The organism is Clostridium sp. OS1-26 (genome assembly GCF_030915445.1).
Lineage (GTDB): Bacteria > Bacillota > Clostridia > Clostridiales > Clostridiaceae > Clostridium_AM.
In genome coordinates, this window is the sequence record NZ_CP133264.1 from 1,982,712 (window position 1) to 2,008,327 (window position 25,616).

The 25,616-nt window shown below is 28.8% G+C and carries 22 protein-coding genes and 1 riboswitch; all 22 genes read left to right on the forward strand.

The annotated features are described in order from the left end of the window. The first annotated feature begins 38 nt into the window (after positions 1 to 38). The 22 genes from RCG18_RS09830 to RCG18_RS09935 all read left to right on the forward strand — a co-directional run bounded on the left by RCG18_RS09830 (position 39) and on the right by RCG18_RS09935 (position 25,605). The gene (locus RCG18_RS09830; protein ID WP_308041115.1) at positions 39 to 1,394 is read left to right on the forward strand and encodes a PLP-dependent aminotransferase family protein; all 1,356 of its coding nucleotides are present in this window, start codon (positions 39 to 41) and stop codon (positions 1,392 to 1,394) included. A 113-nt stretch (positions 1,395 to 1,507) separates the two neighbouring features. Next, a riboswitch (M-box (ykoK) riboswitch) is annotated at positions 1,508 to 1,673 on the forward strand. 204 nt (positions 1,674 to 1,877) lie between these two features. After that, positions 1,878 to 3,596, forward strand: a complete 1,719-nt coding sequence (locus tag RCG18_RS09835; RefSeq protein ID WP_308041116.1) for an ABC transporter permease subunit — start codon at positions 1,878 to 1,880, stop codon at positions 3,594 to 3,596. Positions 3,597 to 3,609: 13 nt separating this feature from the next. Further along, a complete protein-coding gene (locus RCG18_RS09840; protein WP_308041117.1) occupies positions 3,610 to 4,932 on the forward strand; it encodes a nitrate/sulfonate/bicarbonate ABC transporter ATP-binding protein in 1,323 nt (440 codons plus the stop codon). Positions 4,933 to 5,177: 245 nt separating this feature from the next. Further along, complete coding sequence (locus tag RCG18_RS09845; RefSeq protein ID WP_308041118.1) at positions 5,178 to 6,053, forward strand: hypothetical protein; 876 nt, start codon at positions 5,178 to 5,180, stop codon at positions 6,051 to 6,053. Positions 6,054 to 6,161: 108 nt separating this feature from the next. Continuing rightward, the gene (locus RCG18_RS09850; RefSeq protein WP_308041119.1) at positions 6,162 to 6,899 is read left to right on the forward strand and encodes an ATP-binding cassette domain-containing protein; all 738 of its coding nucleotides are present in this window, start codon (positions 6,162 to 6,164) and stop codon (positions 6,897 to 6,899) included. After that, on the forward strand, positions 6,892 to 7,641 hold the full coding sequence (locus RCG18_RS09855; protein ID WP_308041120.1) for an ABC transporter permease: 750 nt from the start codon (positions 6,892 to 6,894) through the stop codon (positions 7,639 to 7,641). The genes RCG18_RS09850 and RCG18_RS09855 overlap by 8 nt, the downstream gene beginning before the upstream one ends. 25 nt (positions 7,642 to 7,666) lie before the next feature. Further along, on the forward strand, positions 7,667 to 9,085 hold the full coding sequence (locus tag RCG18_RS09860; protein ID WP_308041121.1) for a PIG-L family deacetylase: 1,419 nt from the start codon (positions 7,667 to 7,669) through the stop codon (positions 9,083 to 9,085). 878 nt (positions 9,086 to 9,963) lie between these two features. Beyond that, the gene (locus RCG18_RS09865) at positions 9,964 to 11,037 is read left to right on the forward strand and encodes an HpcH/HpaI aldolase/citrate lyase family protein (protein WP_308041123.1); all 1,074 of its coding nucleotides are present in this window, start codon (positions 9,964 to 9,966) and stop codon (positions 11,035 to 11,037) included. Continuing rightward, positions 11,018 to 11,167, forward strand: coding sequence for a hypothetical protein (locus RCG18_RS09870; RefSeq protein ID WP_308041124.1), 150 nt, complete (start codon positions 11,018 to 11,020; stop codon positions 11,165 to 11,167). The genes RCG18_RS09865 and RCG18_RS09870 overlap by 20 nt, the downstream gene beginning before the upstream one ends. Continuing rightward, entirely contained in the window at positions 11,146 to 12,207 is a 1,062-nt protein-coding gene (locus RCG18_RS09875; RefSeq protein WP_308041125.1) for a phosphoribosyltransferase domain-containing protein, read from the forward strand. Before RCG18_RS09870 ends, RCG18_RS09875 begins: the two co-directional genes overlap by 22 nt. A 96-nt stretch (positions 12,208 to 12,303) precedes the next feature. Beyond that, positions 12,304 to 13,404: a cysteine protease StiP family protein gene (locus RCG18_RS09880; RefSeq protein WP_308041126.1), complete on the forward strand. Its 1,101-nt coding sequence runs from the start codon at positions 12,304 to 12,306 to the stop codon at positions 13,402 to 13,404. Positions 13,405 to 13,406: 2 nt separating this feature from the next. Then, positions 13,407 to 14,189 (forward strand): HAD-IIB family hydrolase, encoded by a 783-nt coding sequence (locus tag RCG18_RS09885; RefSeq protein ID WP_308041128.1) that lies wholly within the window; start codon positions 13,407 to 13,409, stop codon positions 14,187 to 14,189. 124 nt (positions 14,190 to 14,313) lie between these two features. Then, on the forward strand, positions 14,314 to 14,892 hold the full coding sequence (locus RCG18_RS09890; RefSeq protein ID WP_308041129.1) for a TerD family protein: 579 nt from the start codon (positions 14,314 to 14,316) through the stop codon (positions 14,890 to 14,892). A 46-nt stretch (positions 14,893 to 14,938) separates the two neighbouring features. Continuing rightward, a complete protein-coding gene (locus tag RCG18_RS09895; RefSeq protein ID WP_308041130.1) occupies positions 14,939 to 15,535 on the forward strand; it encodes a TerD family protein in 597 nt (198 codons plus the stop codon). A gap of 31 nt (positions 15,536 to 15,566) precedes the next feature. Then, a complete protein-coding gene (locus RCG18_RS09900) occupies positions 15,567 to 16,145 on the forward strand; it encodes a TerD family protein (protein ID WP_308041131.1) in 579 nt (192 codons plus the stop codon). A gap of 167 nt (positions 16,146 to 16,312) precedes the next feature. Then, complete coding sequence (locus RCG18_RS09905) at positions 16,313 to 19,063, forward strand: calcium-translocating P-type ATPase, PMCA-type (RefSeq protein WP_308041132.1); 2,751 nt, start codon at positions 16,313 to 16,315, stop codon at positions 19,061 to 19,063. A gap of 78 nt (positions 19,064 to 19,141) precedes the next feature. Next, positions 19,142 to 19,294 (forward strand): TerD family protein, encoded by a 153-nt coding sequence (locus RCG18_RS09910; RefSeq protein ID WP_308041133.1) that lies wholly within the window; start codon positions 19,142 to 19,144, stop codon positions 19,292 to 19,294. After that, complete coding sequence (locus RCG18_RS09915; RefSeq protein WP_308041134.1) at positions 19,252 to 19,743, forward strand: Tellurium resistance; 492 nt, start codon at positions 19,252 to 19,254, stop codon at positions 19,741 to 19,743. Before RCG18_RS09910 ends, RCG18_RS09915 begins: the two co-directional genes overlap by 43 nt. A 267-nt stretch (positions 19,744 to 20,010) precedes the next feature. Beyond that, positions 20,011 to 21,342, forward strand: a complete 1,332-nt coding sequence (locus RCG18_RS09920) for a VWA domain-containing protein (protein WP_308041135.1) — start codon at positions 20,011 to 20,013, stop codon at positions 21,340 to 21,342. Positions 21,343 to 21,409: 67 nt separating this feature from the next. Next, entirely contained in the window at positions 21,410 to 22,954 is a 1,545-nt protein-coding gene (locus tag RCG18_RS09925; protein WP_308041136.1) for an Hsp70 family protein, read from the forward strand. A gap of 2 nt (positions 22,955 to 22,956) precedes the next feature. Beyond that, entirely contained in the window at positions 22,957 to 24,549 is a 1,593-nt protein-coding gene (locus RCG18_RS09930) for an Hsp70 family protein (protein WP_308041137.1), read from the forward strand. Positions 24,550 to 24,564: 15 nt separating this feature from the next. Then, positions 24,565 to 25,605, forward strand: a complete 1,041-nt coding sequence (locus RCG18_RS09935; protein WP_308041138.1) for a hypothetical protein — start codon at positions 24,565 to 24,567, stop codon at positions 25,603 to 25,605. Positions 25,606 to 25,616: the final 11 nt, after the last annotated feature.

Genomic DNA, 25,616 nt, shown 5'->3' on the forward strand with positions numbered 1-25,616 from the left:
ATAACTGTTATAGTACAGAATTAAGGGAGCTGTTTAAATTGCTAAAATATCAGCTAATTGTTCAATATATTAAAAATGAGATCTTAAATGGAAATCTTACAGCAAAGAAAAAATTACCTTCTCTAAGAAGTATATCTCAGTTATTTGAATGTAGTATCGGTACTGTTTTAAAAGCATATAATGAGCTCGAAAAGGAACATATCATTTATTCATTATCTAAAAGCGGATATTATGTATTAGAAAGTGATTTCTCTAGCGATAATTCTTTTGAAAATCCTCTAATTGACTTTTCGTCAGGAGCTCCTGATATTGATACTCTGCCTTATAAAAAATTTCAACACTGTTTAAATAATGCTATAGAACTTTATAAAGAAACGCTATTTACTTATTGTGATCCTCGGGGGTTAAATTCATTAATTCTAGTTTTGGCTGATCATCTTAAAGAGTATCAAATATTCACCAAGCCAGATAATATTGTTATAACTACAGGATCTCAACAAGCTTTAAATATTTTAGCAACCATGCCATTTCCAAATGGGAGTTCTAATGTTCTTGTTGAACAACCAACTTATTACGGAATAATTAAATCTCTAGAATTAAACAATGTTTCTGCTTTAGGAATTGAGAGAGGATTTAATGGTATTAATCTTCATGAATTAGAAAAGTTATTTAAATACGGTAATATTAAGTTTTTTTATACTATTCCTAGGTTTCATAACCCAACAGGAAATTCATACACTAGAGAAGAAAAGGAAGCAATAGTTAAAATGGCGGAAAAATATAATGTATATATTGTTGAGGATGATATCATGGCAGATTTAGAAATAGATAAAAAATCAGACCCCATGTTTGCCTATGACACTTCTTCAAAGGTTATTTATCTAAAAAGCTATTCAAAAATTCTTGTGCCTGGTTTAAGGATTGCAGCAGTTATACTACCTAGGTTACTAATGAATACTTTCTTAGAATATAAAAAATGGGTAGATATGAATAGCCCAATCTTATCTCAAGGTGCTTTAGAAATCTATTTAAAAAGCGGTATGTTTACTAAACATAGAAAAAAAATTAGTAAATTATATTCCGATAGAATGAGCTGTTTAAGAGATACGATTTTACAATTTCAACATCCTAAAATAAAATGGAATATACCTAAATCAGGATATTTTGCATGTATATACGTAGATAATGAGCTTAGGTATGACAAGATAATAAGTACATTATCTAATAAGAATATACAGTTATTAGATACAAGTACATGCTTTTTAAGAGAATATAAAACTAATAATTATTTTAGGATTAGTATAAGTAAAGTTAATGAGGATAAAATTAAAATAGGTATTCCTATAGTGTTAGATACTATACAGAAATATTTAACGGATAAACAGGATTCCTAAAATATAGCTTTATATGTAAATTAAACTTAACACAGAAAAGCTGCATATTTTATTGACAAACTAAATAAAAAAATCTATACTTACAAAGTACAAGAAATTTAGACAAAAATTAAATAATATATTGTTAGGTGAGGCTCCTATATTAGATATACGCTACTGCCCAAAAATATCGAAAGATGCCAATGGGTCAACAGGTACTGCCGGATTAAGGTTTTACTTAATGTAGCTGAGTTTAACTCAAAGCTATATAGTGCTAAAGCTCAACGAAGGATATTTGTAAGAATGTTTATTTATTCGTATTTAGAGTTTTAGAGCCTTTTTTAGGGCTCTTTTATTTTTACTATTAAGGCATATGAAAGAAAATAACTAGTAAGTAAGCTAGTGTATTTTCCGTCATAAGTCTAAATCAATGAAAGGTGGCGGTGGTTACGGATACTGAGGATGGTGATAATTATTGATTAAATAAGAAGGAGAGTGAGTAAAATGAAAGTAGAAAAGACAATAGTTAACAGAAAATTTGGAGTGCTTGATATAATTATATTTTTAGCAATTGCAGCAGTACTATATTTAGCGATTTCTCCAGGAATAAGAGGAAACGTAAGTACTAGTGGAATACAGGTTTCAACGGATATAAGAAATCTTCCAATGTATGTTCTAAAGTCAGTTGGTAGAATGACAGGAGCATATATTTTATCCTTGATATTTACGCTTGTATATGGATATGTTGCTGCACATAACGAAAGAGCTGAAAAGATAATGGTACCAGTATTAGATATACTTCAATCTATACCAGTACTATCATTTCTGCCAGCAGTAGTTTTAGGCCTGATAGCATTATTTCCTAATAATAATATAGGTTTGGAATTATCTTGTATCATATTGATATTTACAGGTCAGGCTTGGAATATGACTTTTAGTTTTTATCATTCTATAAAAATATTACCTAAGGATTTAAAAGAAGCTTCTAGCGTATTTGGGTTAAATAAGTGGCAGAATTTTAAAAAGCTAGAGGTTCCATTTTCAATTATTGGATTGGTCTGGAATAGTATGATGTCCTGGGCAGGTGGATGGTTCTTTCTTATGGCTTGTGAGATGTTTACATTAAAGGGTAAGGACTTTAGACTGCCAGGTATCGGTTCTTTTTTACAAACTGCAGCAAGCCAAGGAAATACTAGAGCATTAACATGGGGAATCGCTGCATTAATACTTGTTATTGTCCTTTTAGATCAATTGTTCTGGAAACCAGTAACTGTTTGGGCGGATAAGTTTAAAATAGAACTTACTGAATCAAGTGAAGCACCTCGATCCTTTGTTCTCACTCTTTTAAGAAGATCTGTAATTGTTGAGTTTTTTATTGAAAAAATATTTGAACCTTTTGCAGAAAAATTAAATAATTTTATAGATAAATTTGTAGTAAAACTTTCAAATAGAGAGGAAACTAAAGGAAAAGGTATAGGTTTTACAGTTAAATGGATTTTTAGAATATTAATTTGCGGATTACTTTTATATTCAGGATTCAATGCTTTTAAGCTATTAATGCAGCTTTCAAAAGATGAGTGGGGAAGGATACTACCTGCTGTAGGTTACTCCTTTCTAAGAGTTATTGCAGCTCAAATTATAGCATTAATATGGACAGTACCAGCAGGAGTGGCTATAGGTATGAATAAAAAAGTTGCCAATATTCTGCAACCAATTATTCAGGTTGTAGCGTCAATTCCCGCAACAGCACTTTTCCCTGTTATATTAGTATTTTTTATGAATGAACTTGGCGGCTTGAATGTTGCTTCTGTACTTTTGATGCTTATGGGAACTCAGTGGTATATATTATTTAATGTAATTGCTGGAGCAATGGCTATTCCTGAAGATTTAAAAGCGGCGGCAAAGACTTTTGGAGTAACTGGATGGAAAAAATGGAAGATACTTATTCTTCCTTCAATATTCCCTTATCTTTTAACTGGTATGGTAACGGCTACAGGTGGATGTTGGAATGCAAGTATTGTGTCGGAGTATGTTAACTTCGGAGGAAAAACTGTATCAACAATAGGTCTTGGAGCTCTTATATCAGAGGCGACAGAAAAAGGGAATTATTCCTTGCTTCTAATAGGAACTTTAGTTATGTGTATTGTGGTAGTTGGGGTTAATAAAACTCTATGGAAAAGATTATATACCTTATCAGAAGAAAAATTTAAAATAGAACTATAAAGGGGTGGGAAATATGAAGAATGCAAAAGAGTTTATAAAGGTTAAAGAAATTACAAAATATTTTGGTGGCTCAGATAAGCCTACTTTAGAAGATATAAATTTAACTATAAATGAAGGTGAATTTATAGCTATACTAGGTCCTTCTGGATCAGGTAAATCAACACTTTTAAGAACTATAACTGGTTTGGTAAAACCCGATAGTGGTGAAGTAATTTTTGATGGACAAAAAGTAACTGGAGTAAATCCATATGCTTCTATCGTTTTTCAGACCTTTGCACTTTACCCATGGCTTACTGTTCGTGAAAATGTCGAGCTAGGGCTTAAGGCTAAAGGATTCCCAAAGGATTATATGAGAAGAAAGGCTGAAGAGCTTATAAGTCTTATAGGTCTTGATGGATTTGAGGAAGCTTATCCTAAAGAGCTTTCTGGTGGAATGAGGCAAAGAGTAGGTTTTGCTAGAGCATTAGCAGTAGAGCCAAAGCTTTTATGTTTAGATGAACCTTTTTCAGCATTAGATTTTTTAACTGCAGAGAACTTAAGAACGGAACTGGTTGAATTATGGCAGGAAAAAAGAATGCCTATAAAAAGTATAATAATGATTACTCATGGTATTGAAGAAGCAGTGCTTATGGCAGATAAGATTGTAATGCTTAGTAGAAATCCTGCACATATAGTTGCAGAGATAAAGATAGATCTTCCACATCCGAGAAATAGAAAATCACCAGAGTTTGAAAAGCTAGTAGATAGTGTGTATAAGTTATTAATTAAGGGCAAAATTGAGGATAACGAAGATGAAAAATTAAGCAAAAGTATAAACTCAAATAAGGAAAAAGAAGCTGGGGAAAAGCCAGTTCAGATTCCAAATGCTCATGTAGGTGTGATGTCAGGTCTTCTTGAACTTATAGATGATAATGGGGGTAAGATGGACATATATCAATTAGGAGGAGATTTAATGATGGAAATAGATGACCTTCTTCCTAATATAGAAGGTATTTCTATGCTTAACTTTGCAGAGGTAAGAGAGGGAGATATTTTTATAACAGAACTTGGAAGAGAATTTGTAGAATTAGAAAAAGATGAAAGTAAAGAACTGTTCAAAGAACAGCTAGAAAATATATCTACGTTCCGACTTATAATGAATGTTTTAAATAATAAGAGAAATCATACCATGAAGGAAGAGTTTTTTAAGGAGTTATTTAAGAAGCACTTTCCACAGCATGAAATGGAAGGAATAATGGACATTATAATAGACTGGGGTAGATATGCTGAACTTTTTAATTATGATCGTGATTCTGAAGAGCTTTATTTAGACAATGAAGAAAGTGAAGAAATTTAAGTAAAAAAATATAAAATAGATTAATTGATACATTAGCATTATTTAAAACTGTATGAATAGGCCTTGAACTTTTAAATGTTCAAGGCCTATTTATATTCTATGAATTTACTATTTAAGATATTGGTAAAACCTCTTTAGGAAAATTTAAGAATTAGTTAATGTGAATTTAATGATAGAATACTATGATTGATTCATAGAAGGTTATATATACTTTCTAAATTTTATTATGACTTGGAGGATAAAGTATGAATAAAAAACTTGTTGCAATGGTAACTAGTTTGGTTATAGGTGGAACTGTACTTTTTGGAACTGCCTATGCAAATGCTTCACAATTATCTGGTTATGAAGCTTATAAAGCAGCTATAAAGGATACTAAAAACTTAAAGAATGAAACTGCAAATTTAAAGGTATCTGTATCTGATAATGGTAGCAATATAATTGACATGAATACTGATGCTAAAATTAATTTAGCTTCTAATGCCATGAGTCAAGTAACTACAGTAAAATCAGGTAATGGAAGTCAAACTTTTAGCACATACAGACAGGATGGGAAAAATATATCTAAATCAAGTACTAGTGATGTGTATAACGTAAGAGAAAACAAACAAAAAAATATCAATAAAAAAGACAAGGCTGAAAATCCTGAAATAGCTAAAAGTGTAGAAACTGTAGTTGATACTTTAGTAGGTAACATGAAAAATAATGTATCAATAGCTGATAGCAATGACGGTAGTAAAAAAGTATCTATAAATTTAAATGAAAATGATGTAACACCATTAGTAAATGCTTTAGCATCAATGGCTATGGTTAAAAACAGTGATGAACCAATTCATAATAATAAAGCTGGAGATGCTAATTTAAGAAACATACTTCCACAACTTCAAAGCAATATAAAAATCAAGTCTGTAGAAGTAACTGGAGACATTAATAAGAACGATATACTTGATAATCAAATTGCTAAGGTAGTTTTAACTGGCACAGATGCTCAGGGAAAAACACATGAAATTACTATAGATGCTACTTTAGATTTATCAAATATAAACAGTACAACTCCAGATACCGTTGATTTAACTGGAAAACAAGTAAAAACTATAACTCAACAATTTAGAGGAAGAGATTAATAATTAGATTTCTGCAAAACCTAATAAGAGAAAAATTAATGCTGTAAAGATTGAGCAGATTTATATCTTGCTCAATTTTTACTATATATATTGTAGAGAGGAAATAGTATGGAAAAGGTTTTAGAAGTAAAAAATTTAACTAAGCTCTATAAGAATGGTAGAGGTGTAAAGGATGTAAGCTTCGATGTTTATAAAGGTGATGTTTTTGGTTTTCTTGGACCAAATGGTGCAGGTAAAACTACGGTAATGAAGTCAATTATGGGATTAAATATGTTTGAGAGTGGAGAAGTTAAAATCTTAGGCTTTAATATAAAGACTCAATTTGAAAAAGCTCTAGAGAAAGTAGGAGCAATTATTGAAACAGCGGATGCCTATGAATATATGAGTGCATATAACAATTTAAAAATAGCTTCTAGGTTCTATAGTAACATTAAGGAATCTGATATAGATGAAATACTTGAAATGGTTGAACTTAAGGAATTTAAAAATGAGAAAGTATCTAAATTTTCTTTAGGGATGAAACAAAGGTTAGCCTTAGCTTCAGCGCTTTTGTCTAAACCCGAATTGGTAATTTTAGACGAACCTACTAATGGATTAGATATAGAAGGTACAGTTCAAATGAGAAACTTAATAATCCAATTAGCTAGTGAGAAAAAAATAACATTTTTTATATCAAGTCACCTTGTACACGAAATAGAACTTATGTGCAGTAAAGTGGCTATAATTCATAAAGGTAAATTAATAAATTCAGGAGAAGAAATAAATAATATAAAAGAAAAGTATGCCTCCTTAGAGGATTTCTATATGAATGAGATAAATAAAAGGAGGAGTCAAGCTAATGAATAGCCTTAAAGCAAATATAATAAATGAAATTCAAAAACTTTTCCTAAAGAAAAAGATAACAGCATTCTTAGCAATTACAGCTATTATATGTTTTCTATCAGCTTTTTTTATTTCCAGTATTCAAGCAAAGATTGTATTTATTGCTTTAGATTCATTGAGTTTTCCATTGATGATATTAAGCATATTTACTAATATATTTTTACCTTTGTTTATATTTATGGTAGTATCAGAATTATTTTCAGGCGAGATTGGAGATAGATCCTTGAAATTAGTCCTTATAAGGCCTATAAATAGATTAAAAATTTTTACTTCTAAGAATGCGGCAGTAGCTATATATATTATTATAAACTTACTAGTTGTTCTTATTGTGTCTATGATTTCTACAATGTTTTTACATCAAGGTCTTATGATACAAAGTATTTCTCAGATTATTTTTGCATATTTTATTGATATAATTCCAGCAGTAGTTTTGTCCATATTTGCAGCTTTTATAGCACAGTTTTTTAAAAGTAGTAGTGGAGCATTAATTACATGTATTTTATCTTTTATTAGTATTAAAGCATTATCATTATTTATAAAAGGACTTAATAATATTATTTTTACATCCTATTTAAACTGGTATTCAATTTGGTCAGTAGGGAATACTAGTTTCTTAAGAAACATTAACACTCTATTTATGATGTTATCCTATGCAGCAATCTTTTTTACAATGGGTTATTATGTGTTTGACAAAAAAGAGGTATAATTTTTAAAATTTAAAGGGGATATATATGAAAATAGGGAAATTAGCAAGAAAAGTGATAATAATCCTGGCAATTGTTATCACTACTTGTGCTATTATATTTTTTTCTAGAGAATTCATTTCTAATTATTTTGTAAGACTTAATATGAATAATATACAATTACCTGAGAAAGGGTCAAGAGTATTAATATTTTCTCCACATAATGATGATGAAGTATTAGGAACTGGAGAATTTATAAAGAAATCTATTGAAAATGGTGCTAAAGTAAAGGTTGTATTAATTACTAATGGCGATGGTTTTAAGAGTGCCATACAGCTAGATTATCTTAATCCATTTCCTAAGCAAAGCGATTTTGTGAAGTTTGGTTATACAAGACAACAAGAAAGTATAGATGCATTAAAAAAACTTGGCTTATCTAAAGAAGATATAATATTCTTAGGATATCCAGATGGTGGAATAGCATATCTTTGGAATTATAATTGGGATAAAAGTAATCCTTATACTAGTAGCTTTACTCAATCGAATAAGTCTCCTTATTCTAATAGTTATACAAAGGGTGCTGCTTATGCTGGTGAAAGTGTAGTTAATGACATGACAAAAATAATTAGAGATTATAAACCAAACTATATAGCTATGCCACATCCAAATGATAGACATCCAGATCATTGGGCAGTTAACGCTTTTGTTGAATATACTCTAACAGCTATGAATTATACACCTGAAAAATTATGGTTGTACCTTGTGCATAGAGGTGATTGGCCAACACCACTTGAGAGAAATACATCTCTTTATTTAGTGCCACCCAAAAAACTAATAAATATAGGTACTAATTGGTATGCTTTAGATATGGATAGCAATGATATAGAAGAAAAAGCTCAAGCTATTCAAAATTACAAAACTCAATTTAGGGCATTAAAGCCGCTTATAACTGCTTTTGAGAGAAAAAATGAGCTTTTAGGCGAATACCCAGATCTCAAGAGTATAAAAAATATGAGAAATGATAATGAGATAAAGCCTGAAGGGAGAAATAAAGTAATTACTGATCCATTGCAAGATACATTAACTTTGCAGATTAGTAGAAATGCAGATATTACAGGAGTGTACGCAGAAGTTTCTAAAGAAAATAATTTACACATTTTTTTAGAAGCAGATTCAGAAATCGAAGAGCTAACTACCTATAATGTAAATGCGGTACTATTTAATAAAGACAAAACATCTAGACTTAGTCTTAAGATAAAAGATAATAATATGATAGCAGAAAATAATTCGAGTATTTCAATAACAAATATAGAGGGAGCAAATCATTCGATATCAGGAAAGTTTATACACATCATTATTCCAAGTAAAAGTTTAGGAGAATTTAATCATATGTTTATAAACGCTACAACATCTGTAGGAGAGCATATGCTGGATAAAACTGCATGGAGGATGGTAGACGTAAAATAGTATATTAAATAAAAAAGAGAGTTTGTTTATTTTCATATCGGAATTTTTAGGGCCTTTTTTAAGGCTCTTTTATTTTTTCTGCATAATTTAGATAAGCAAAATTAAGTATTATTAAAAAATCATTAAATGTATACTGCACATGAGTATACCTAAATATCGCAACACTTAATGTACAAATCTAAGTAATAATTCATATGACAGAAAAACAGTAGAAAATTAGATACTTCCATACAAGCTGTCGATATAATGGCAAGTTTGCCCTTTGATTTAAGAACAATATTCTATAATAGCTTAATTTAAGAATTTTACTATGAAAATAATTATATTTTAAGCTATGAAATAAAAAATGTGTTTGGACTGGGATTTATTAATTTATAATTTAATAAGTAGACATGATTTTAAATATGGAAAAGTAATATTATAAATGCTCTAAACTCTAGACTGAGATTAGAGCGTTTAATTTTATAGAAATTTTATTTATTAGTATTTAAATTCCTATGTTTTGGAGGATATTAAAGATTTTTGTAGAATAATAAATTATGGTAGTATAGGTCTAATATTGTAAATGTGACTATAATAGGATTATGGAATATAGGTTTTTTAGAAAATTTAAAATGCTATTTAAATTAAATAATATTATGTAATAAAAATAATATTATACAACAATAAGTTTAATTAATTAAATATACAAAATGATTAAGGTTAATGTATGTTAAAGAATTATTTATAATGTAGTGATTATTTAGGCATGTTTAGAAGATAATAGGTTAGCATTTTCGTATCAAATTACATCGAAATTTGCACTTAATAGATAAAAATATACATCTTATTTTTAACTTGTTATTTTCTTTCATATGCTTTGTTAGTGAGGAATAAAAATGAAATATTTTAATTATTTTAATCAAGAAGAAAAAAAGTTATTTTATAAATTGCCAGAGTATTTTGATAAAACCTATGATATAAATATATTGAAATATGCAATAGGTGCACTTTTATATATTCCAGCAATAAATAAAGAGATGCTTTACAAAGCTATTGACAGAAAAAATTATGGAATAGCTTCTATGGCAATATGTTTAGAAGATTCAATTGGTGTACATGGAGAACTTGAAAGTATAGATAACATAAAAAACCTATTTAATTATTTAAAGAATAGACAAAAAACCAAAGAAGAACTTCCATTAGTCTTCATTAGATTCAGAAATGCTGAGCAAATGGTAAGGTTTAGTGAAGTGTTAGAAGAAAACCTAGATTTATTAACTGGAGTTATAATACCTAAAGCTAATAATGAAGTGATAAGTGAATTCTTAGACAGAATTGATGATTTAAAATGTAACAGTTTGTACATAATGCCAATAATAGAGACTACAGAGTTTGTAAATATTAAAACAAAAGATAGAGCCTTTCAAGAGTTATACAAGGTAGTTAAAGAAAATAAACATAGAATACTAAATATAAGAATTGGTGTTACGGATATGTTAGGGGCTTATGGACTTCGTAGAAATAAAAAATTAACCATTTATGATAATATAATTTTTAATGAATTTTGCACAAATTTAATAAGTACTATAGGTGGGAACGATGATATAGATATACCTATTAGTGGAGGGGTATCTGAATTTTACGATTTAAAGAATAAAGATATTTTAGATTCATATATGAAAGAGATTTATTTAGATAAGCTAAATACCTTTATAGGAAAGACTGTAATACATCCTCTTCAACTTAAAGTTGTACAAGCTATGCATATAATAAGCTATGAAGATTATGTAGATGCAAAAGACATAATTAAAAAGGTTGATTATAAATGTGGTGTTAGTTCTAGTTTTTCATCTGAACGAATGAACGAAGTAAATACTCATTTAAAATGGGCAAAAAAGATTATGATTCTAGCAGAAATTTACGGAGTATTCAATGAAGGGAAGTCAGCTAATGAGTTGTTTGAATTTTAATTGTAACATTAATATAGAAGATAATCCTTTAAATTTAAAAATAGAAGATTATTTAGAATTAGCAATTAGAGATAATAATAAGAGAAAGTTTTTATTTGTTTCAAAAAATTGGGCAAGCATTTACCAGTAGAACCAAATCAAGTTGATGAACTTGGATATTTATTGTCACAAGCTTATAAACTTAAATATAAAGATTATAAAAAACAAAATCAAATGGTTATTGGTTTTGCAGAAACGGCAACAGCATTAGCACATTCATTTTTTTCATATTTAGAAAGTGCAAATTTTTTTATTCATACAACTAGAGAGAAAATAAATAATATGAAAAAGATAGAGTTTAAAGAAGAACATTCACATGCAATAGAGCAAAACTTATATAGTGAAAATTTAAATGTAATAGATAATATAGATACTATTATTCTAGTTGATGATGAGATTACAACTGCAAAAACTTGTATTAATATAATAGAACAATTTCAAAAGGCATGTAATTGTAATAAATATATAATTGTTTCTATATTAAATTGGATTAGTAAAAAGAAAAAGGAAGAGATAGATAAAAAGGCAAAAGAACTAAATTGTGAAATAGAATTTATTTATCTTTTTAATGGAAATTTTAAGTTTGAACTTGATGAAGAAAATCAATTAGAGGATAAAATTGAAAGTGATTTCAAAAATGATGGAAATATAGAAATAAATAAGATTAACCTAGATTTTGAAGAATACCAAGGGGATAAAAACTACTTAAAATACACAGGAAGATTTGGAATTAGTAGAAGTGATCAGAAAAAATTAGAAAAAATTATATCAAGAGAAAGATTAAAGCTCAAACCTAAATATGATAAGGAAAAAATTTTGGCTCTAGGTATAGAGGAATTTATGTATATTCCAATGATGTTAAGTAAGGGAATAAAAGGTCAGGTGTATTATCAATCAATAACTAGGAGCCCAATAATACCTAATGAAAAGGATGGATATCCAATAAGAAAAAAGTATAAATTAGAAAGCTTTTATAATGAAAACATTAATTATATATATAATCTAAGTACTAATAATTATAAAGAATGTTTTTTATTTATGGAAATAGAGAAATGTGAAGAAAAAGTAGATGATTTTATCAATATATTAAAAAGCATAGGAATTAAAAGAATTAATATAGTTAGATGTTAGCTATCAAGCACATGAAGAAAAGTGACAAGCTAAATATCTAAAATATTGCTTTGTTATTGTATGAAATAGATAAAATATGAGAGGAGTCGTCATTATATGGGATTAAATAATAGGGAATTTAGTACATATTCTAAAGACGATGTAATATTTTTACTAAAGGATATCACAGATACTTCTTTAGAACAAAATAATGAGGAACGAGAAAAGGCTATACAAAGTGGTAAGCATTATTCAGAAATGTTACCAATTGAGTATCAGGTAAGTGATAGATATTTAAATTTATATAGAGAAAAATTAGATTTGTATAAAGAAAAATTAGCATATTGTGTTGGGGTAATGGCTGAGAAGATTTTGGAGCAAAAGGGCAAAAATGTAGTTATAGTTTCTTTAGCTAGAGCAGGAACACCTATAGGAATATTGACAAAAAGATACATCAAGAAAAGATACAATTTAAGCTTACCGCATTATACTATTTCTATAATTAGAGATAAAGGAATAGATGAAAATGCTATAAAATATATACTCAAAAATCACAAAGGTATGAAAATACAATTTATAGATGGATGGACAGGAAAAGGAACAATTTGTGATGTTTTAAAAACTGCATGTGATACTTTCTTTGAAAAATATAATATAAAGCTAGATAGAAACCTAGCTGTTTTAGCAGATCCAGCTGGATATTCTAATGCTTTTGGTGTAAGAGAGGACTTTTTGATTCCAAGTGCTTGTTTAAACTCTACAGTATCTGGTCTAGTAAGTAGAACTGTACTCAGAAGTGATTTAATTCAAGAAAATGACTTTCATGGAGCAAAGTATTATAAAGAATTAAAGATGTTTGACGAATCGAATGATTATTTAGATAAAATCTCTCAAAAATTTGAAAATGTTTATGAAGGAATAGATAAGTATATGGAAGCTTGGACTAAAGATGAGATAACTAAATTAGGATATAAAGATGTTGAAAATATAATAAAAGAATTAAAGATTAAAGACGTCAATTATGTTAAACCTGGAATAGGAGAAACAACAAGAGTTTTACTTAGAAGAATACCTTATAAAATATTAGTTAAGGATTTGAACGATACAGAATTAAATCATATTTTTGTACTAGCCAATGAAAAAAATATACCAATTGAAGAATATCCTTTAAAAGCATATAGATGCTGCGGAATAATAAAAAATATTAAGGACATATAAATATGATTTATTTTAGTGATTTAGATAGAACATTAATATATTCTAATAAGTTTATAGGAAAAGAAAAAAACGAAATTTGTATTGAAACTTTAAATGGAGAAGAAATTTCATATATGTCGCCTAAATCTATAGAATATTTAAAGGAGATTTTAAAATATAAAAAATTCATTCCAACAACTACTCGAAGTGTTGAACAGTTTAAAAGAATTAACTTCAAAAAGCAAGGCATAGATTTTGAATGGAGTATTGTGTCAAATGGTGCGAATATTTTTTATAAAGGACAAGTAGTAAAACAATGGAACCAAATACTTAATGTAAAATTGAAAACTTGTGGAAGTTTAAAATGTGTTATGGAGAGTTTTAAGAAGGAATATAATTACATAAACGGCATAAGTAAGATAAGAGATGTTGATGATGTATTCTTTTATATAGTGATGAATAAAGAGAGTTTTGATGAAAGCAATATTGAAAGATTTAGAAAATTTTTGTTAATATTCAAATGGAATTTGTATGTAAATGGTCACAAAATATATTTTTTGCCAAAGGTAGTTAGTAAAGAGTCTGCAGTTGAATTTGTATCAAGTCATTTAAATGAAAAAAGATTTGGAGTAATAGGAGATTCTATAATGGATTTAAATATGCTCAAACTTGCACATAAAGCATATATACCTAAAGGATCTTATATAGAGAATTATGAATTTAATTGGAATAGATTTATTAGTCTAAAAAGTGGTTTTTCTGGCACTGAAGAGATATTAAAGGAGATATTGGTGGAAAAATATTAAAATATATCGAAATTACATTTAATATAGATATTTTTGAAATATATGTTAAAATAAATATATACATATAAATACTGGTAAAAGGATGTTTAAAATAATATTAAAAAAGCTATGAGGAGGAATAAATATGGGAATTGTACTTAAAAAAGGTCAAAAAATTGATTTAACAAAAGGAAATGCATCATTAAAAAAAATGCTAATAGGACTGGGTTGGGATACCAATAAATATGATGGAAATAATGATTTTGACTTGGATGCAGCTGCTTTCTGTTGTGGAGATGATGGAAAGGTTCATAATGATTTAGATTTTGTATTCTATAATAATTTAAAGCATAGTTCAGGAGCTATAGAACATTTAGGAGATAATTTAACAGGCGATGGAGATGGTGATGATGAACAAATATCAATTGATTTATCATTAATACCCCAAAATATAAGTAAAATTAATTTTACTGTTACAATTCATGAAGCAGAAGAAAGAAAGCAAAATTTTGGACAAGTTTCTAATGCCTTTGTTAGAGTAGTTAATTCAGATAATGATCAGGAACTTATAAGATATGATTTAGGGGAAGATTTTTCAGTAGAAACTGCTATAGTTGTTGCTGAAATTTACAGACATAATGGTGAGTGGAAATTTAATGCAATAGGTAGTGGATTCCAAGGTGGATTAGCAGCATTATGCAGAAATTTTGGTTTAAATGTTTAGAATTCTATAATTATATGAAATAAGTATATAAAGCAGGAGGCATATGATGGCTATAAATTTAGTAAAAGGTCAAAAAATAGATTTAACTAAAAATAATAGCGGTTTAAAAAAGCTATTAGTGGGCCTCGGATGGGACCCTATAAAGCAAGAGAAAAAAGGATTTTTGGGCTTTGGCTCTTCACAAGCGGATATGGATATTGATGCATCAGTAATCATGTTGAGAAATGATAAGCTAGTAGATAAAGGTGACATTATATATTTCGGAAATTTAAGAAGTAGATGTGGAGGAGTTGCTCATATGGGTGATAACTTAACAGGTGGTGGAGATGGAGATGATGAACAAATATTAATTGATTTGTCTAAGATTCCACAGGATGTAAATAAGTTAATGTTTGTAACTAATATATATAATTGCATAAAAAGAAAGCAACATTTTGGAATGGTTAAAAACGCATTTATAAGAATAGCTGATAGTAGTAATAATCAAAATATTGCAATGTTTAATCTAACAGAAGATTATACTGATAAAACAGCTTTAGTAGTTGGATCAGTTTACAGACATAGCGGTGAATGGAAATTTGCTGCATTAGGAGAAGGTACACAGGATCCAAGCTTAAGTGACATGGCAAGTAAATATTTATAAAATAATTTTATATTTTTTAGGAGGTAATTTTATGGGAATTGTACTATCAAAAGGACAAAAAGTAGATTTAACAAAAGGTAATGCTTCACTAAAAAAACTATTAGTAGGTCTTGGATGGGATATTAATAAATATGATGGAGGAACTGATTTTGATTTAGATGCAACTGTTTTTTGTTGTGGAGAAGATGGAAAAGTTCATAATGATGGAGATATGATATTCTATAATAATTTAAAACATAGTTCAGGAGCTATAGAACATTTAGGAGATAATCTAACAGGTGCTGGAGATGGAGATGATGAACAAATACTAATCGATTTATCATTAGTACCAGAAAACATAAGCAAAATTAATTTTACCGTAACAATTCACCAAGCAGAAGAGAGAAAGCAAAATTTTGGACAAGTTTCTAATGCATTTGTCAGAGTAGCTAATTCAGAAACTAAGGAAGAACTTGTGAAATACGATTTAGGGGAAGATTTTTCAATAGAAACTGCAATAGTTACAGCTGAAATTTATAGACACGGTTCAGAGTGGAAGTTTAATGCAATAGGTAGTGGTTTCCAAGGCGGATTAGAAGCTTTATGTAAAAACTTTGGTTTAAATGTTTAATAAAGTGCTAATAAAAGTTATATATTTTAGGCTATAAAGGAAAATAACAAGTCAAAATAGATTTAAATGCTGACTTGTTATTTTTTTCGATACTCTTAAGCATTTAACTAATCTTAACCAAAGTATTATATGATAATATCTTAAATTTGTAATATGAGGTAAAACAAATGAAATATTTTAATGAAAGTGTCCAATCTTTATTAGATGAATTAAATGTTAATAAAGAAACAGGACTAGAAGAGTTGAGTATAAAAGAACGTTCTGAAAAATATGGTAAAAATGAATTTACTCATAAAGATGAAGATAGCGTATTTGATGATATTAAAGATGCTATATTAGAACCAATGATGCTTATTCTTTTAGTAGCAGCGTTAATTAGCGGAGTTATTGGAGAATATTATGATGCCATTGGTATTGTATGTGCAGTGGCAATAGGAATAGCAATTGGAATTATTACTGAAGGGAAATCTAAAAAAGCTGCTGAAGCTTTGGCTGAAATTACGGAAAATATAGCTGTAAAGGTGCTTAGAAATGGTAATGTAACAGAAGTTAATAAAAGCGAATTAGTACCAGGTGACATAGTTTACCTTGAAACAGGAGATATGATACCAGCAGATGGAAGATTCATTGAAACAATAGACCTAAGGGTTAGAGAAGACATGTTAACTGGAGAGTCAGAAGATGTAGAGAAGAATGCTAATTGTATAGTTAACATGGAGGAGATAGAAGTAAATGGTATTAAGAAAGTTCAGGATCCAATTCCAGCCAAACAAATTAATATGGGATTTGGAGGAACTTTAATTGCTTATGGTAAAGCTATTATGGTTGTAACTGGTATTGGTGATACTACTGAAATGGGCAAAATAGCTGAAACACTTCAAATGGAGGAAGAAGAAACTCCTCTTCAAATAAAGCTGGGCAATTTAGGAGGAGCAATTGCAAAAGTATCTAGTGCCATAGCTGCATTACTATTTATATTTATGACAGTAAAAATGATTCTATCCAATACACTAAAGGTAGATACATCAGGGATATTACCATTCTTAGATTCAATAGATCCTGTAAAGACAGCCTTTGTTGTATGCATTGCTTTAATAGTTGCAGCTGTACCTGAGGGATTACCAACTATGATCAATATGACACTTGCAATTACAATGCAAAAAATGGCTAAAATTAATGCTTTAGTAACTAAAAAAGAGGCTTGTGAAACTATAGGTTCTGTTAGTGTAATTTGTTCAGATAAAACTGGAACTCTAACACAAAACAGAATGAATGTAGAGAGTCTTTATTTGAATGGAAAATTTTTGACAGATAAAGAGTCTATTGATGATTACTTTATAAAAAACTGTCTTATAAATTCAACAGCTCATATTAGCTTGGAAGATGGTATTTGGAATTATTTAGGTAATTCAACAGAGTGTGCATTACTTTCATATTTGAAGGACTATGATTACAAAAAAGAAAGAACAGAAAGCGATATTATCCATCAGATTCCTTTTAATTCTAAAAACAAGTTTATGGCAACAATTATGAAAATTAAAGGCAGTAATGTGATGCTTATAAAGGGTGCTCCAGAAATAGTATTATCAAGTTCAGTTAATGAAATTGTAGATGGAAAAATTATTAAATTAACAGAAGAGAGAAAAAAAGAAATAAAACAGGAAATGCAAAGATTACAGAGCAAATCTATGAGAATATTAGGCTTTGGATTTAGAATTTTAGAAGAGGCAGAAGCAGAGGTTGCTGTTACAAGTGAATTAAGTGTTCTAACACCAGAATTATCAAATGACAATAATGAATTGATGTTTAGCGGCTTTGTTGCTATAAGAGATCCGTTAAGATCAGATGTAATTGAAGCTATTATAACAGCTGAAAATGCTGGTGTCGAAACTAAGATGTTAACTGGTGATAATATAAACACAGCAATTGCAATAGGAGAAGAGCTAGGGTTGCTTAAGGACGGTAAAAAAGCTGTAGAAGCAACATATATTGATACATTAAGTGATGAAGAATTAAAAAATGAAATTAAAAACATAGCAATAGTGGCTAGAAGTAAACCAGAAACAAAGATGAGAATTGTAGGAGCTCTTCAAGATAACGGAGAAGTGGTTGGAGTAACAGGAGATGGAATAAATGATGCACCAGCTTTAACAAAAGCAGATGTTGGAATAGCAATGGGAATCTCAGGTTCAGAGGTTTCTAAAAATGCTGCTGACATTATTTTAACAGATGACAATTTTGCTACAATTATTAATGGTATAAAGTGGGGAAGAGGAGTATATCAAAACTTTCAAAGATTTATACAATTCCAAATAACAGTGAATATAATTGCATTTTTAATAGCAATTATATCACAGGTTTTAAATATGGATATGCCATTTACTACAATTCAGTTATTGTGGGTTAATATAATAATGGATGGGCCACCAGCATTAGCTTTAGGATTAGAGCCTATTAGAAATAATGTGTTTAATAAAAAACCTGTAAATAGAAATTCAAGTATAATCACAAAATCTATGATTACTTCAATAGTTTTAAATGCTTTATATGTGACAGCGATTCTACTTATACAAATGAAATTTAATATTTTAGGTGCTTCAGTAGATAAAAATGGAAATGTTAGTGAGATGGGAACTGTTTTATTTGGATTGTTTGCATTTAGTGCATTATTCAATGCATTTAACTGCAGGGAATTTGGAACAGATAGTATAATCTCTAACTTCATTAAAAATACAATAGCATTAAAAATAATAACAGCTACAGCAGTAGCTCAAGTAATATTTACTCAAGTATTTACTGGCTTCTTTAATTCAGTAGCACTATCAGCATCAATGTGGTTCAAGATGATAGGATTAGCCTTTATGATAATAGTAGTAAATGAAGTTGTAAAATTTGCTTTACGAGCAATAAGAAAATAAATAAAAAATTATTTAAAAAATACATTAGGGAAACCTCTCAGGTTTTCCTAGGATATTTTTTATGAGGAGGAGTATTGTATGTCAATAGTATTAGAAAAAGGTTCAAAAATAAACTTATCAAAGGGAAATAAGAATCTAGGAAAAATTAATGTAAATTTAAATTGGAATACAGGTTCAAAAAAGGAGTATTGTCATCATTATTTGGTGCTAAATCTAAATCTATTGATTTAGATTTAGGATGTCTTTTTGAACTAAAAGATGGGAGAATTGGAGCTGTGCAAGCCTTAGGAGATTCTTTTGGCAGTTATAATAATGCACCTTATGTGTACTTAGATGGTGATGACAGAACAGGAACAAATCTTAGTGGAGAAAATTTGTTTATAAACGGAGATAAAATTAAAGAAATAGAGAGAATACTAGTTTATACATTTATATATGAAGGTGCTACAAATTGGAGAGAAGCAGATGGAAAGATTCGTATTAATGTACCGGAACAAGAAGAAGTTTTAATTAATATGGATGATTACAATAATAACTATGGGATGTGTGCATTAGCAATGATTGAAAACATAAATGATAGCAATTTTTCTGTAGAAAAATTAGTAAGATTTTTTGATGGGCATCAATCGATGGATGAAGCTTATAGTTGGGGATTAAACTGGGTTGCAGGTAGAAAGTAGATATATATGGTTTAGGATTTAGAAAAAATGTAAATATAACATATGTAATAGAGGATTATAGGGGCTGTCATATTAAGAATAATTCTCACAATATATTGTGTTTACAATTGATTTTTAAACCAATATATTGTATGTAAATTTCCTAGTGTGACAGTCCCTAATCATGCCTGATAAAAGAGGTTTGTATTTATGTTTAGTAGAATATTATTAAAAAATTGAAGGTTTAAGAGAAGAAAAAGATTTTTTAAGAAGTGAGGACAAGGGAATATGGAGTTTATAAAGGGACAAAAAATAAAGTTAGAACAATTAGTGCCAAACTTCAAATTAACTTTAAAATCAGATATTAATTTTATTAAAAGTAATATAGATATAGATATGTGTTGCTTTGGGGTAGATAAAGAAGACAAGCTATCAGATGATAGATATTTTATTTTTTATAATCAACTAAATTCGCCAGAAAAATCAATAAAAAAGGTTCAAGATAGAAATATATTTGATATAGATTTTAAATCACTTCCACATACAATAAAGAAAATTGTTTTATGCTTAACTATAGATGGTGAGTGTACTATGAAAGATGTGCAAAATGGAAGTTTAAAATTTATAGATGGAACAAAAGAGGTAGGAGAATTTAAAATTAAAGGTATAGATTATGCTAATGAAAAGTCCATTATTCTTTCTGAGATTTATGAAAAAGATGGAATTTGGAGAGTAAGTATAGTTGCGAGTGGATTTAATGGCGATTTAGGAGACATATTAAGAAACTATGGTGGAAAAGAAAGTGATGAATCGGAGTCAAAAGAAACAATTGATTCAGAGCAATCAACAAAAATCAGCAAATCTACAGAGATAATTGGAACAAATAAAGAAGAAAATTTAGGTGAAAAGATTTATTTAAAAAAGAAAGATAGGATTCAAAACTTAGTATTACAAAAGGCACCTCATTTAATTGATTTAACTAAGAAAGTTACTATAACATTGGAAAAGAAAAAATTAGAAAATATTACTGCTAGAGTGGTTGTGGTTTTGGACAAGTCTGGGTCCATGAATCATCAATATCGTAATGGAGATGTTCAGAGAGCTATGGATAAACTATTACCTATAGCACTGATGTTTGATGATGATTCAGAATTAGATACGTGGGCATTTGCAGAAAGACCAAAACATTTAACACCAATATCATTAGATAATATAAATGATTATTTAGTTAAAGAGGCCGGTGGATGGAAGAAATGGAATATAGGTGGTACAAACAATGAACCATGTATTATTCAAGAAATAATTGATATGTATAATGATAGTAATTTACCAACTTATATTATTTTTATAAGTGATGGTGGTATTTATAAGCAAGGGCCAATTAAAAAATTGATGATAGAAAGCTCTAGGTATCCTATTTTTTGGCAGTTTGTTGGCCTTGGGGGAAGCAATTATGGAGTACTTGAAAAATTAGATAATTTAAGTGGAAGAGTTGTAGATAATGCTAATTTCTTTTCTATTGATAATATTAATTCTTTATCAGATGAAGCATTATATGAAAAACTATTGAATGAGTTTCCAATGTGGTTAAAAGAAGCTTCTTCGAAAGGGATAATTTAAAAATTGCTATTCAAGTATACTTTATTTGTAAATTTAATTTAATGAAGTGAAAAGAGGGATATATAATATGGCAGCTATAGTAGGAATTGATTTGGGAACTACAAATTCGGCCGTTGCATGTTTAAGAAGGGGAAAGGTTCAAATTGTTCCTATTGATGGAAAGAATACAATACCATCAGTAGTTTCAGTTAGAGATGACGAAATAATTGTAGGACATCAAGCAAAGTCTAGGCTTTTAATTGATCCAAAAAATTCGATGGCCTCAACTAAGAGAGAAATTGGAAAAGACGTACACTATAATTTAGGTGGAAATATTTTTACACCTGAAGATATAGCGTTTAATATATTAAAAACAATTAAAATGAAGGCAAGTGAAGCCTTAGGAGAAGAAATAGAAGAGGCAGTAGTAACAGTTCCTGCTTATTTTACTTCAGAACAAAGAAAAATTACTAAATCTGCAGCAGAAAGGGCGGGGCTAAAGGTTTTAAGATTAATGCCAGAACCAACAGCAGCGGCGTTAGATTATGGTATTGATCAAAATAAAAATCAAACATTAATGGTATATGATTTAGGTGGAGGAACCTTCGATATATCAATAATGAAAGTAAAAGGAAATGATTTTGAAATATTGGCTGTTGACGGTGATGCTAGACTTGGTGGAGATGATTTTGATAAAATAATTTGTAATTTATTGCTTAAACAAATAAATAGGGATTTGAACCTTGTTATTACTTTAGAAAAAGAAAGAAAATATATAGCAGCTACAACCAAAATAAAAGAAGCAGCTGAAAAAGCGAAAATAGATTTATCAGATATGGAGGAAGTAGAAATAATAATACCTAATTTAATTGATGACTATTGTTTAGAGAGAACAATAACAAGAAGTGAATTCAATGAATCATCAAAGCCTTTGATAGACAGAACTATAGATAAGATGAATAATGCTATGAAGAGTATAAATTATACTGAAGATGATATTGATAGGGTAATTTTAGTGGGTGGTTCAACTAAGATGCCAATAGTTAGGGAAAGTGTTAAAAGAAGAATAAAAGAACCTTATATGGCACCTAATGTAGATGAAGTAGTTGCAAGAGGAGCAGCACTTATGGCAACTTCACTTGCTACCCCTGATTATAAGAGAAAAGTTGAGGTAGATTTATCTAAAAAAATTGTTGTAAAAGAAAGAACAGTTTTTACATATGGCGTTGATATGCTAGATAGCCATAACAATTTGATATTTAAGCCAATAGTTAGAAAAGGAACTCTTCTCCCAGCATCAGATGGTATTATTGGAGCTACATCAAGATCATATCAAACAAGCGTTTTAATAAATGTATATAGAGGAGATAATCCAATCCCTAACAATAATGAATATCTAGGAGAATTGTCTCTTGATATAATCAATCCAGTAAAGGAGCCCATACCAATATTAGCTTTATTTGAAATTGATGAAAATATGATAATTAGATTTAGAAGTGTTCAAATTCCTATGCGTCAAGAATTTATGGAGCTTGTAGAAACCAACAATATAAAAAAATTAAAGTTCTATTTAGATATGGGGAGACTTTATGCAAAAGAAGTTGTTATTGATACTCAGGATAAGGGGAGATAAAAATGAGTGAGGTATTATCAAAAAGTTCATATGTTATAGGGATAGATTTAGGCACATCAACAAGCATAGCATCAATTTTCACAAAGGGTAAGAGTAGACTAATTAAGATAGAAGGCAATGATTATATACCATCAGTAGTTTCGTTTTTAGATAAGGATACTAAGCTAGTAGGCGTGGAAGCAAAGGGAAGAATGATGATAGATCCTGCCAATACAGTTGCTTCCATTAAAAGGCATATGGGTGAAGATGGATATAAAGTTAAGATAAATGATATAGAGTATACGCCAGAAGAAATATCTGCAGAAATATTACGTAAAATAGTTCAAGCTGCTAAGGAACAGGAAAATTTTGAAACGTTAGGTGAGATTACTAATGCGGTAATTTGTATACCTGCGAATTTTACTGATAATGCAAAGCAAGCAACCTTAAAGGCAGCTGAAATGGCAAATTTGAATGTACTTTACTTGTTAGAAGAACCAGTTGCAGCAGCTATCATGTATGGATTTAATATAACTAGAAGTCAAAAAATACTAGTCTATGATTTAGGCGGAGGAACTTTTGATGTTTGTATATTAGATGCTAATACAAATGAAAGTGGAAATGCAAATTATGATATTTTAGCTAAAGAGGGAATAAATCAACTTGGAGGAGATGATTTTGACCAAAAGCTAATGGGAATAATTAATGATAAATTTTTAAAAGAAAATAATATTGATATTTTAGATACGACGAAAGATCAAGGTATAAGCAAAAAGAAAATAAAACAAGCTACTCAAAAGCTAAAAGAAGCGGCTGAAAAGGCTAAAATAGAACTAAGTGAAAATGATACTACTAACGTATTAATCCCTAATATTATTCAAGATGAAAAGGGTGAATTATTAAGTGTTGATGTAGAGATTACAAAAGAAGAATTTAACACTGCAATAGATCAATTAATTAATAAAACAGAAGAAGCTGTAAGTCGTGCTTTAGAAAATTCTAAGTTAACAGTTGAAGATATTGATAAGATTATTTTAGTTGGAGGGTCAACTCTAGTTCCTAGAATTAAAGAAAAGGTAAAAGATATTTTTGGTATTGAACCTTACAGTAACTTTAATCCAAGAACCATAGTATCAGAAGGGGCTGCTATATTTGGAGCTACTTTATCAGTTCCATCAGATTGTGTGAAAAATGATGAAGTTAAACCAGAAGGAGATATAAATATATCTCAAATAGTAACTCATAATTTAGGTATTATGATTTCTGGGATGAGATTTTCAAAACTGATAGAAAAAAGCACAGAAATACCTAAAGGAAAAGTAATAAGTGAGGAAAAGGAATATTCAACTCAATCTGATAATCAAACAGAATTAAATCTGCTAATTTATCAATGTGATGAGGATGTAGAATTTATTAATGAAAAGAATATGGATGGTGATGATAAGGCTGTTTGTATAGGAGAGTTTAAATTAACTAATATTCCATCTAAACCAAAAGGCGAAGAAAAAATAATTGTAAAATTTGAAGTTAATGAAGAAAACATAGTTAATGTAATAGCAACGTGTATTAGTAACGGAAGTGAGAATAATGTTACATTAGATGTAAAAAGACTTTAAAGTGAGGTGAATTTAGTGAGTGATAATAAAGAGAATGATATTAATAAAAATAAATCAAACGAGAACAATATAGAAAATAGTAATGATTTAGAGAATAATGTTAATTGGGATAGTGATGCCAATTTAGAAAATGACATTAAGGAACAATTTGAAGAAAATGATGAAATATTAATAAATGATAAAGAAGATTTGTATAAAGATAAAGTAGAACAAGAGGATTTAAATTGTGAAATATCAAAAAGTGAAGATAATATAATAGATAAATATCAAATTCAAAAAGATAATTTGATTTATGAAAGAAACCTATTAGAGTATAAGGATTGGTTTCTAAAAGGAAAAGAAATGTTATTAAAGTCAATGAAAACTTTTGATAATATAAATTTTATAGTTGAGAAGTTTAATCAAGAAATATCAAAAAAATTAGAGATATTAAGTGATGAAGAAAAAAGGCTCATTGAAAATAGAACAAAAGGGATTAATATGATTAATAAAATGAGCAAGAATTCTATAAACAATAGTTTAAGCAAATTATTAGACGAGGGAGAACTGGATTTTAGTAATATAAAGATTGTCAACGAATTGGATAATAAAAATGAAGAAGAAATAAGGATGATTTTAAATCAAAACTACAGTAATATATCACGGGTAGAATCAGAAAAATTAAATTTAATAAACAAATACTTTAATTTTATAGAAGGTAATTTGTTATCCATCATAGATGGAATTGAGTCTGGAATTAGTTTTGTTAAAAGTTCAACTAATGAAATTATAGAAAATGTAATATTACCAACATATATGGAACTGAAAAAATGCTTTGATGAATTATTAACTAGTATAAATGTAAATAAAATAGAAATTGCGATTAAAACAAAAATAAATTTTTCTTATACTGAAGTGTTAGATATTCAAGAAACGGAAGATGGTAATTTAGATGAAACAATTGAAAGCGTAGTTAGAGATGGTTACGAATATTCAAAAGATATTTATGAGATAGGTCATAATCATATTATACGTCAGGCTCAAATTGTAGCATATAAATCATATTCAAAGAACTAAAAATTTAATAG

Bases quoted from the DNA above. Each gene is read 5' to 3' on its own strand.
- RCG18_RS09870 (WP_308041124.1), top strand. From the start codon at position 11,018: ATGAGTTGTTTGAATTTTAATTGTAACATTAATATAGAAGATAATCCT.
- RCG18_RS09925 (WP_308041136.1), top strand. From the start codon at position 21,410: ATGGCAGCTATAGTAGGAATTGATTTGGGAACTACAAATTCGGCCGTT.
- RCG18_RS09855 (WP_308041120.1), top strand. From the start codon at position 6,892: ATGAATAGCCTTAAAGCAAATATAATAAATGAAATTCAAAAACTTTTC.
- RCG18_RS09835 (WP_308041116.1), top strand. From the start codon at position 1,878: ATGAAAGTAGAAAAGACAATAGTTAACAGAAAATTTGGAGTGCTTGAT.
- RCG18_RS09845 (WP_308041118.1), top strand. From the start codon at position 5,178: ATGAATAAAAAACTTGTTGCAATGGTAACTAGTTTGGTTATAGGTGGA.
- RCG18_RS09850 (WP_308041119.1), top strand. From the start codon at position 6,162: ATGGAAAAGGTTTTAGAAGTAAAAAATTTAACTAAGCTCTATAAGAAT.
- RCG18_RS09895 (WP_308041130.1), top strand. From the start codon at position 14,939: ATGGCTATAAATTTAGTAAAAGGTCAAAAAATAGATTTAACTAAAAAT.
- RCG18_RS09865 (WP_308041123.1), top strand. From the start codon at position 9,964: ATGAAATATTTTAATTATTTTAATCAAGAAGAAAAAAAGTTATTTTAT.
- RCG18_RS09885 (WP_308041128.1), top strand. From the start codon at position 13,407: ATGATTTATTTTAGTGATTTAGATAGAACATTAATATATTCTAATAAG.
- RCG18_RS09900 (WP_308041131.1), top strand. From the start codon at position 15,567: ATGGGAATTGTACTATCAAAAGGACAAAAAGTAGATTTAACAAAAGGT.
- RCG18_RS09910 (WP_308041133.1), top strand. From the start codon at position 19,142: ATGTCAATAGTATTAGAAAAAGGTTCAAAAATAAACTTATCAAAGGGA.
- RCG18_RS09920 (WP_308041135.1), top strand. From the start codon at position 20,011: ATGGAGTTTATAAAGGGACAAAAAATAAAGTTAGAACAATTAGTGCCA.
- RCG18_RS09930 (WP_308041137.1), top strand. From the start codon at position 22,957: ATGAGTGAGGTATTATCAAAAAGTTCATATGTTATAGGGATAGATTTA.
- RCG18_RS09880 (WP_308041126.1), top strand. From the start codon at position 12,304: ATGGGATTAAATAATAGGGAATTTAGTACATATTCTAAAGACGATGTA.
- RCG18_RS09860 (WP_308041121.1), top strand. From the start codon at position 7,667: ATGAAAATAGGGAAATTAGCAAGAAAAGTGATAATAATCCTGGCAATT.
- RCG18_RS09840 (WP_308041117.1), top strand. From the start codon at position 3,610: ATGAAGAATGCAAAAGAGTTTATAAAGGTTAAAGAAATTACAAAATAT.
- RCG18_RS09890 (WP_308041129.1), top strand. From the start codon at position 14,314: ATGGGAATTGTACTTAAAAAAGGTCAAAAAATTGATTTAACAAAAGGA.
- RCG18_RS09905 (WP_308041132.1), top strand. From the start codon at position 16,313: ATGAAATATTTTAATGAAAGTGTCCAATCTTTATTAGATGAATTAAAT.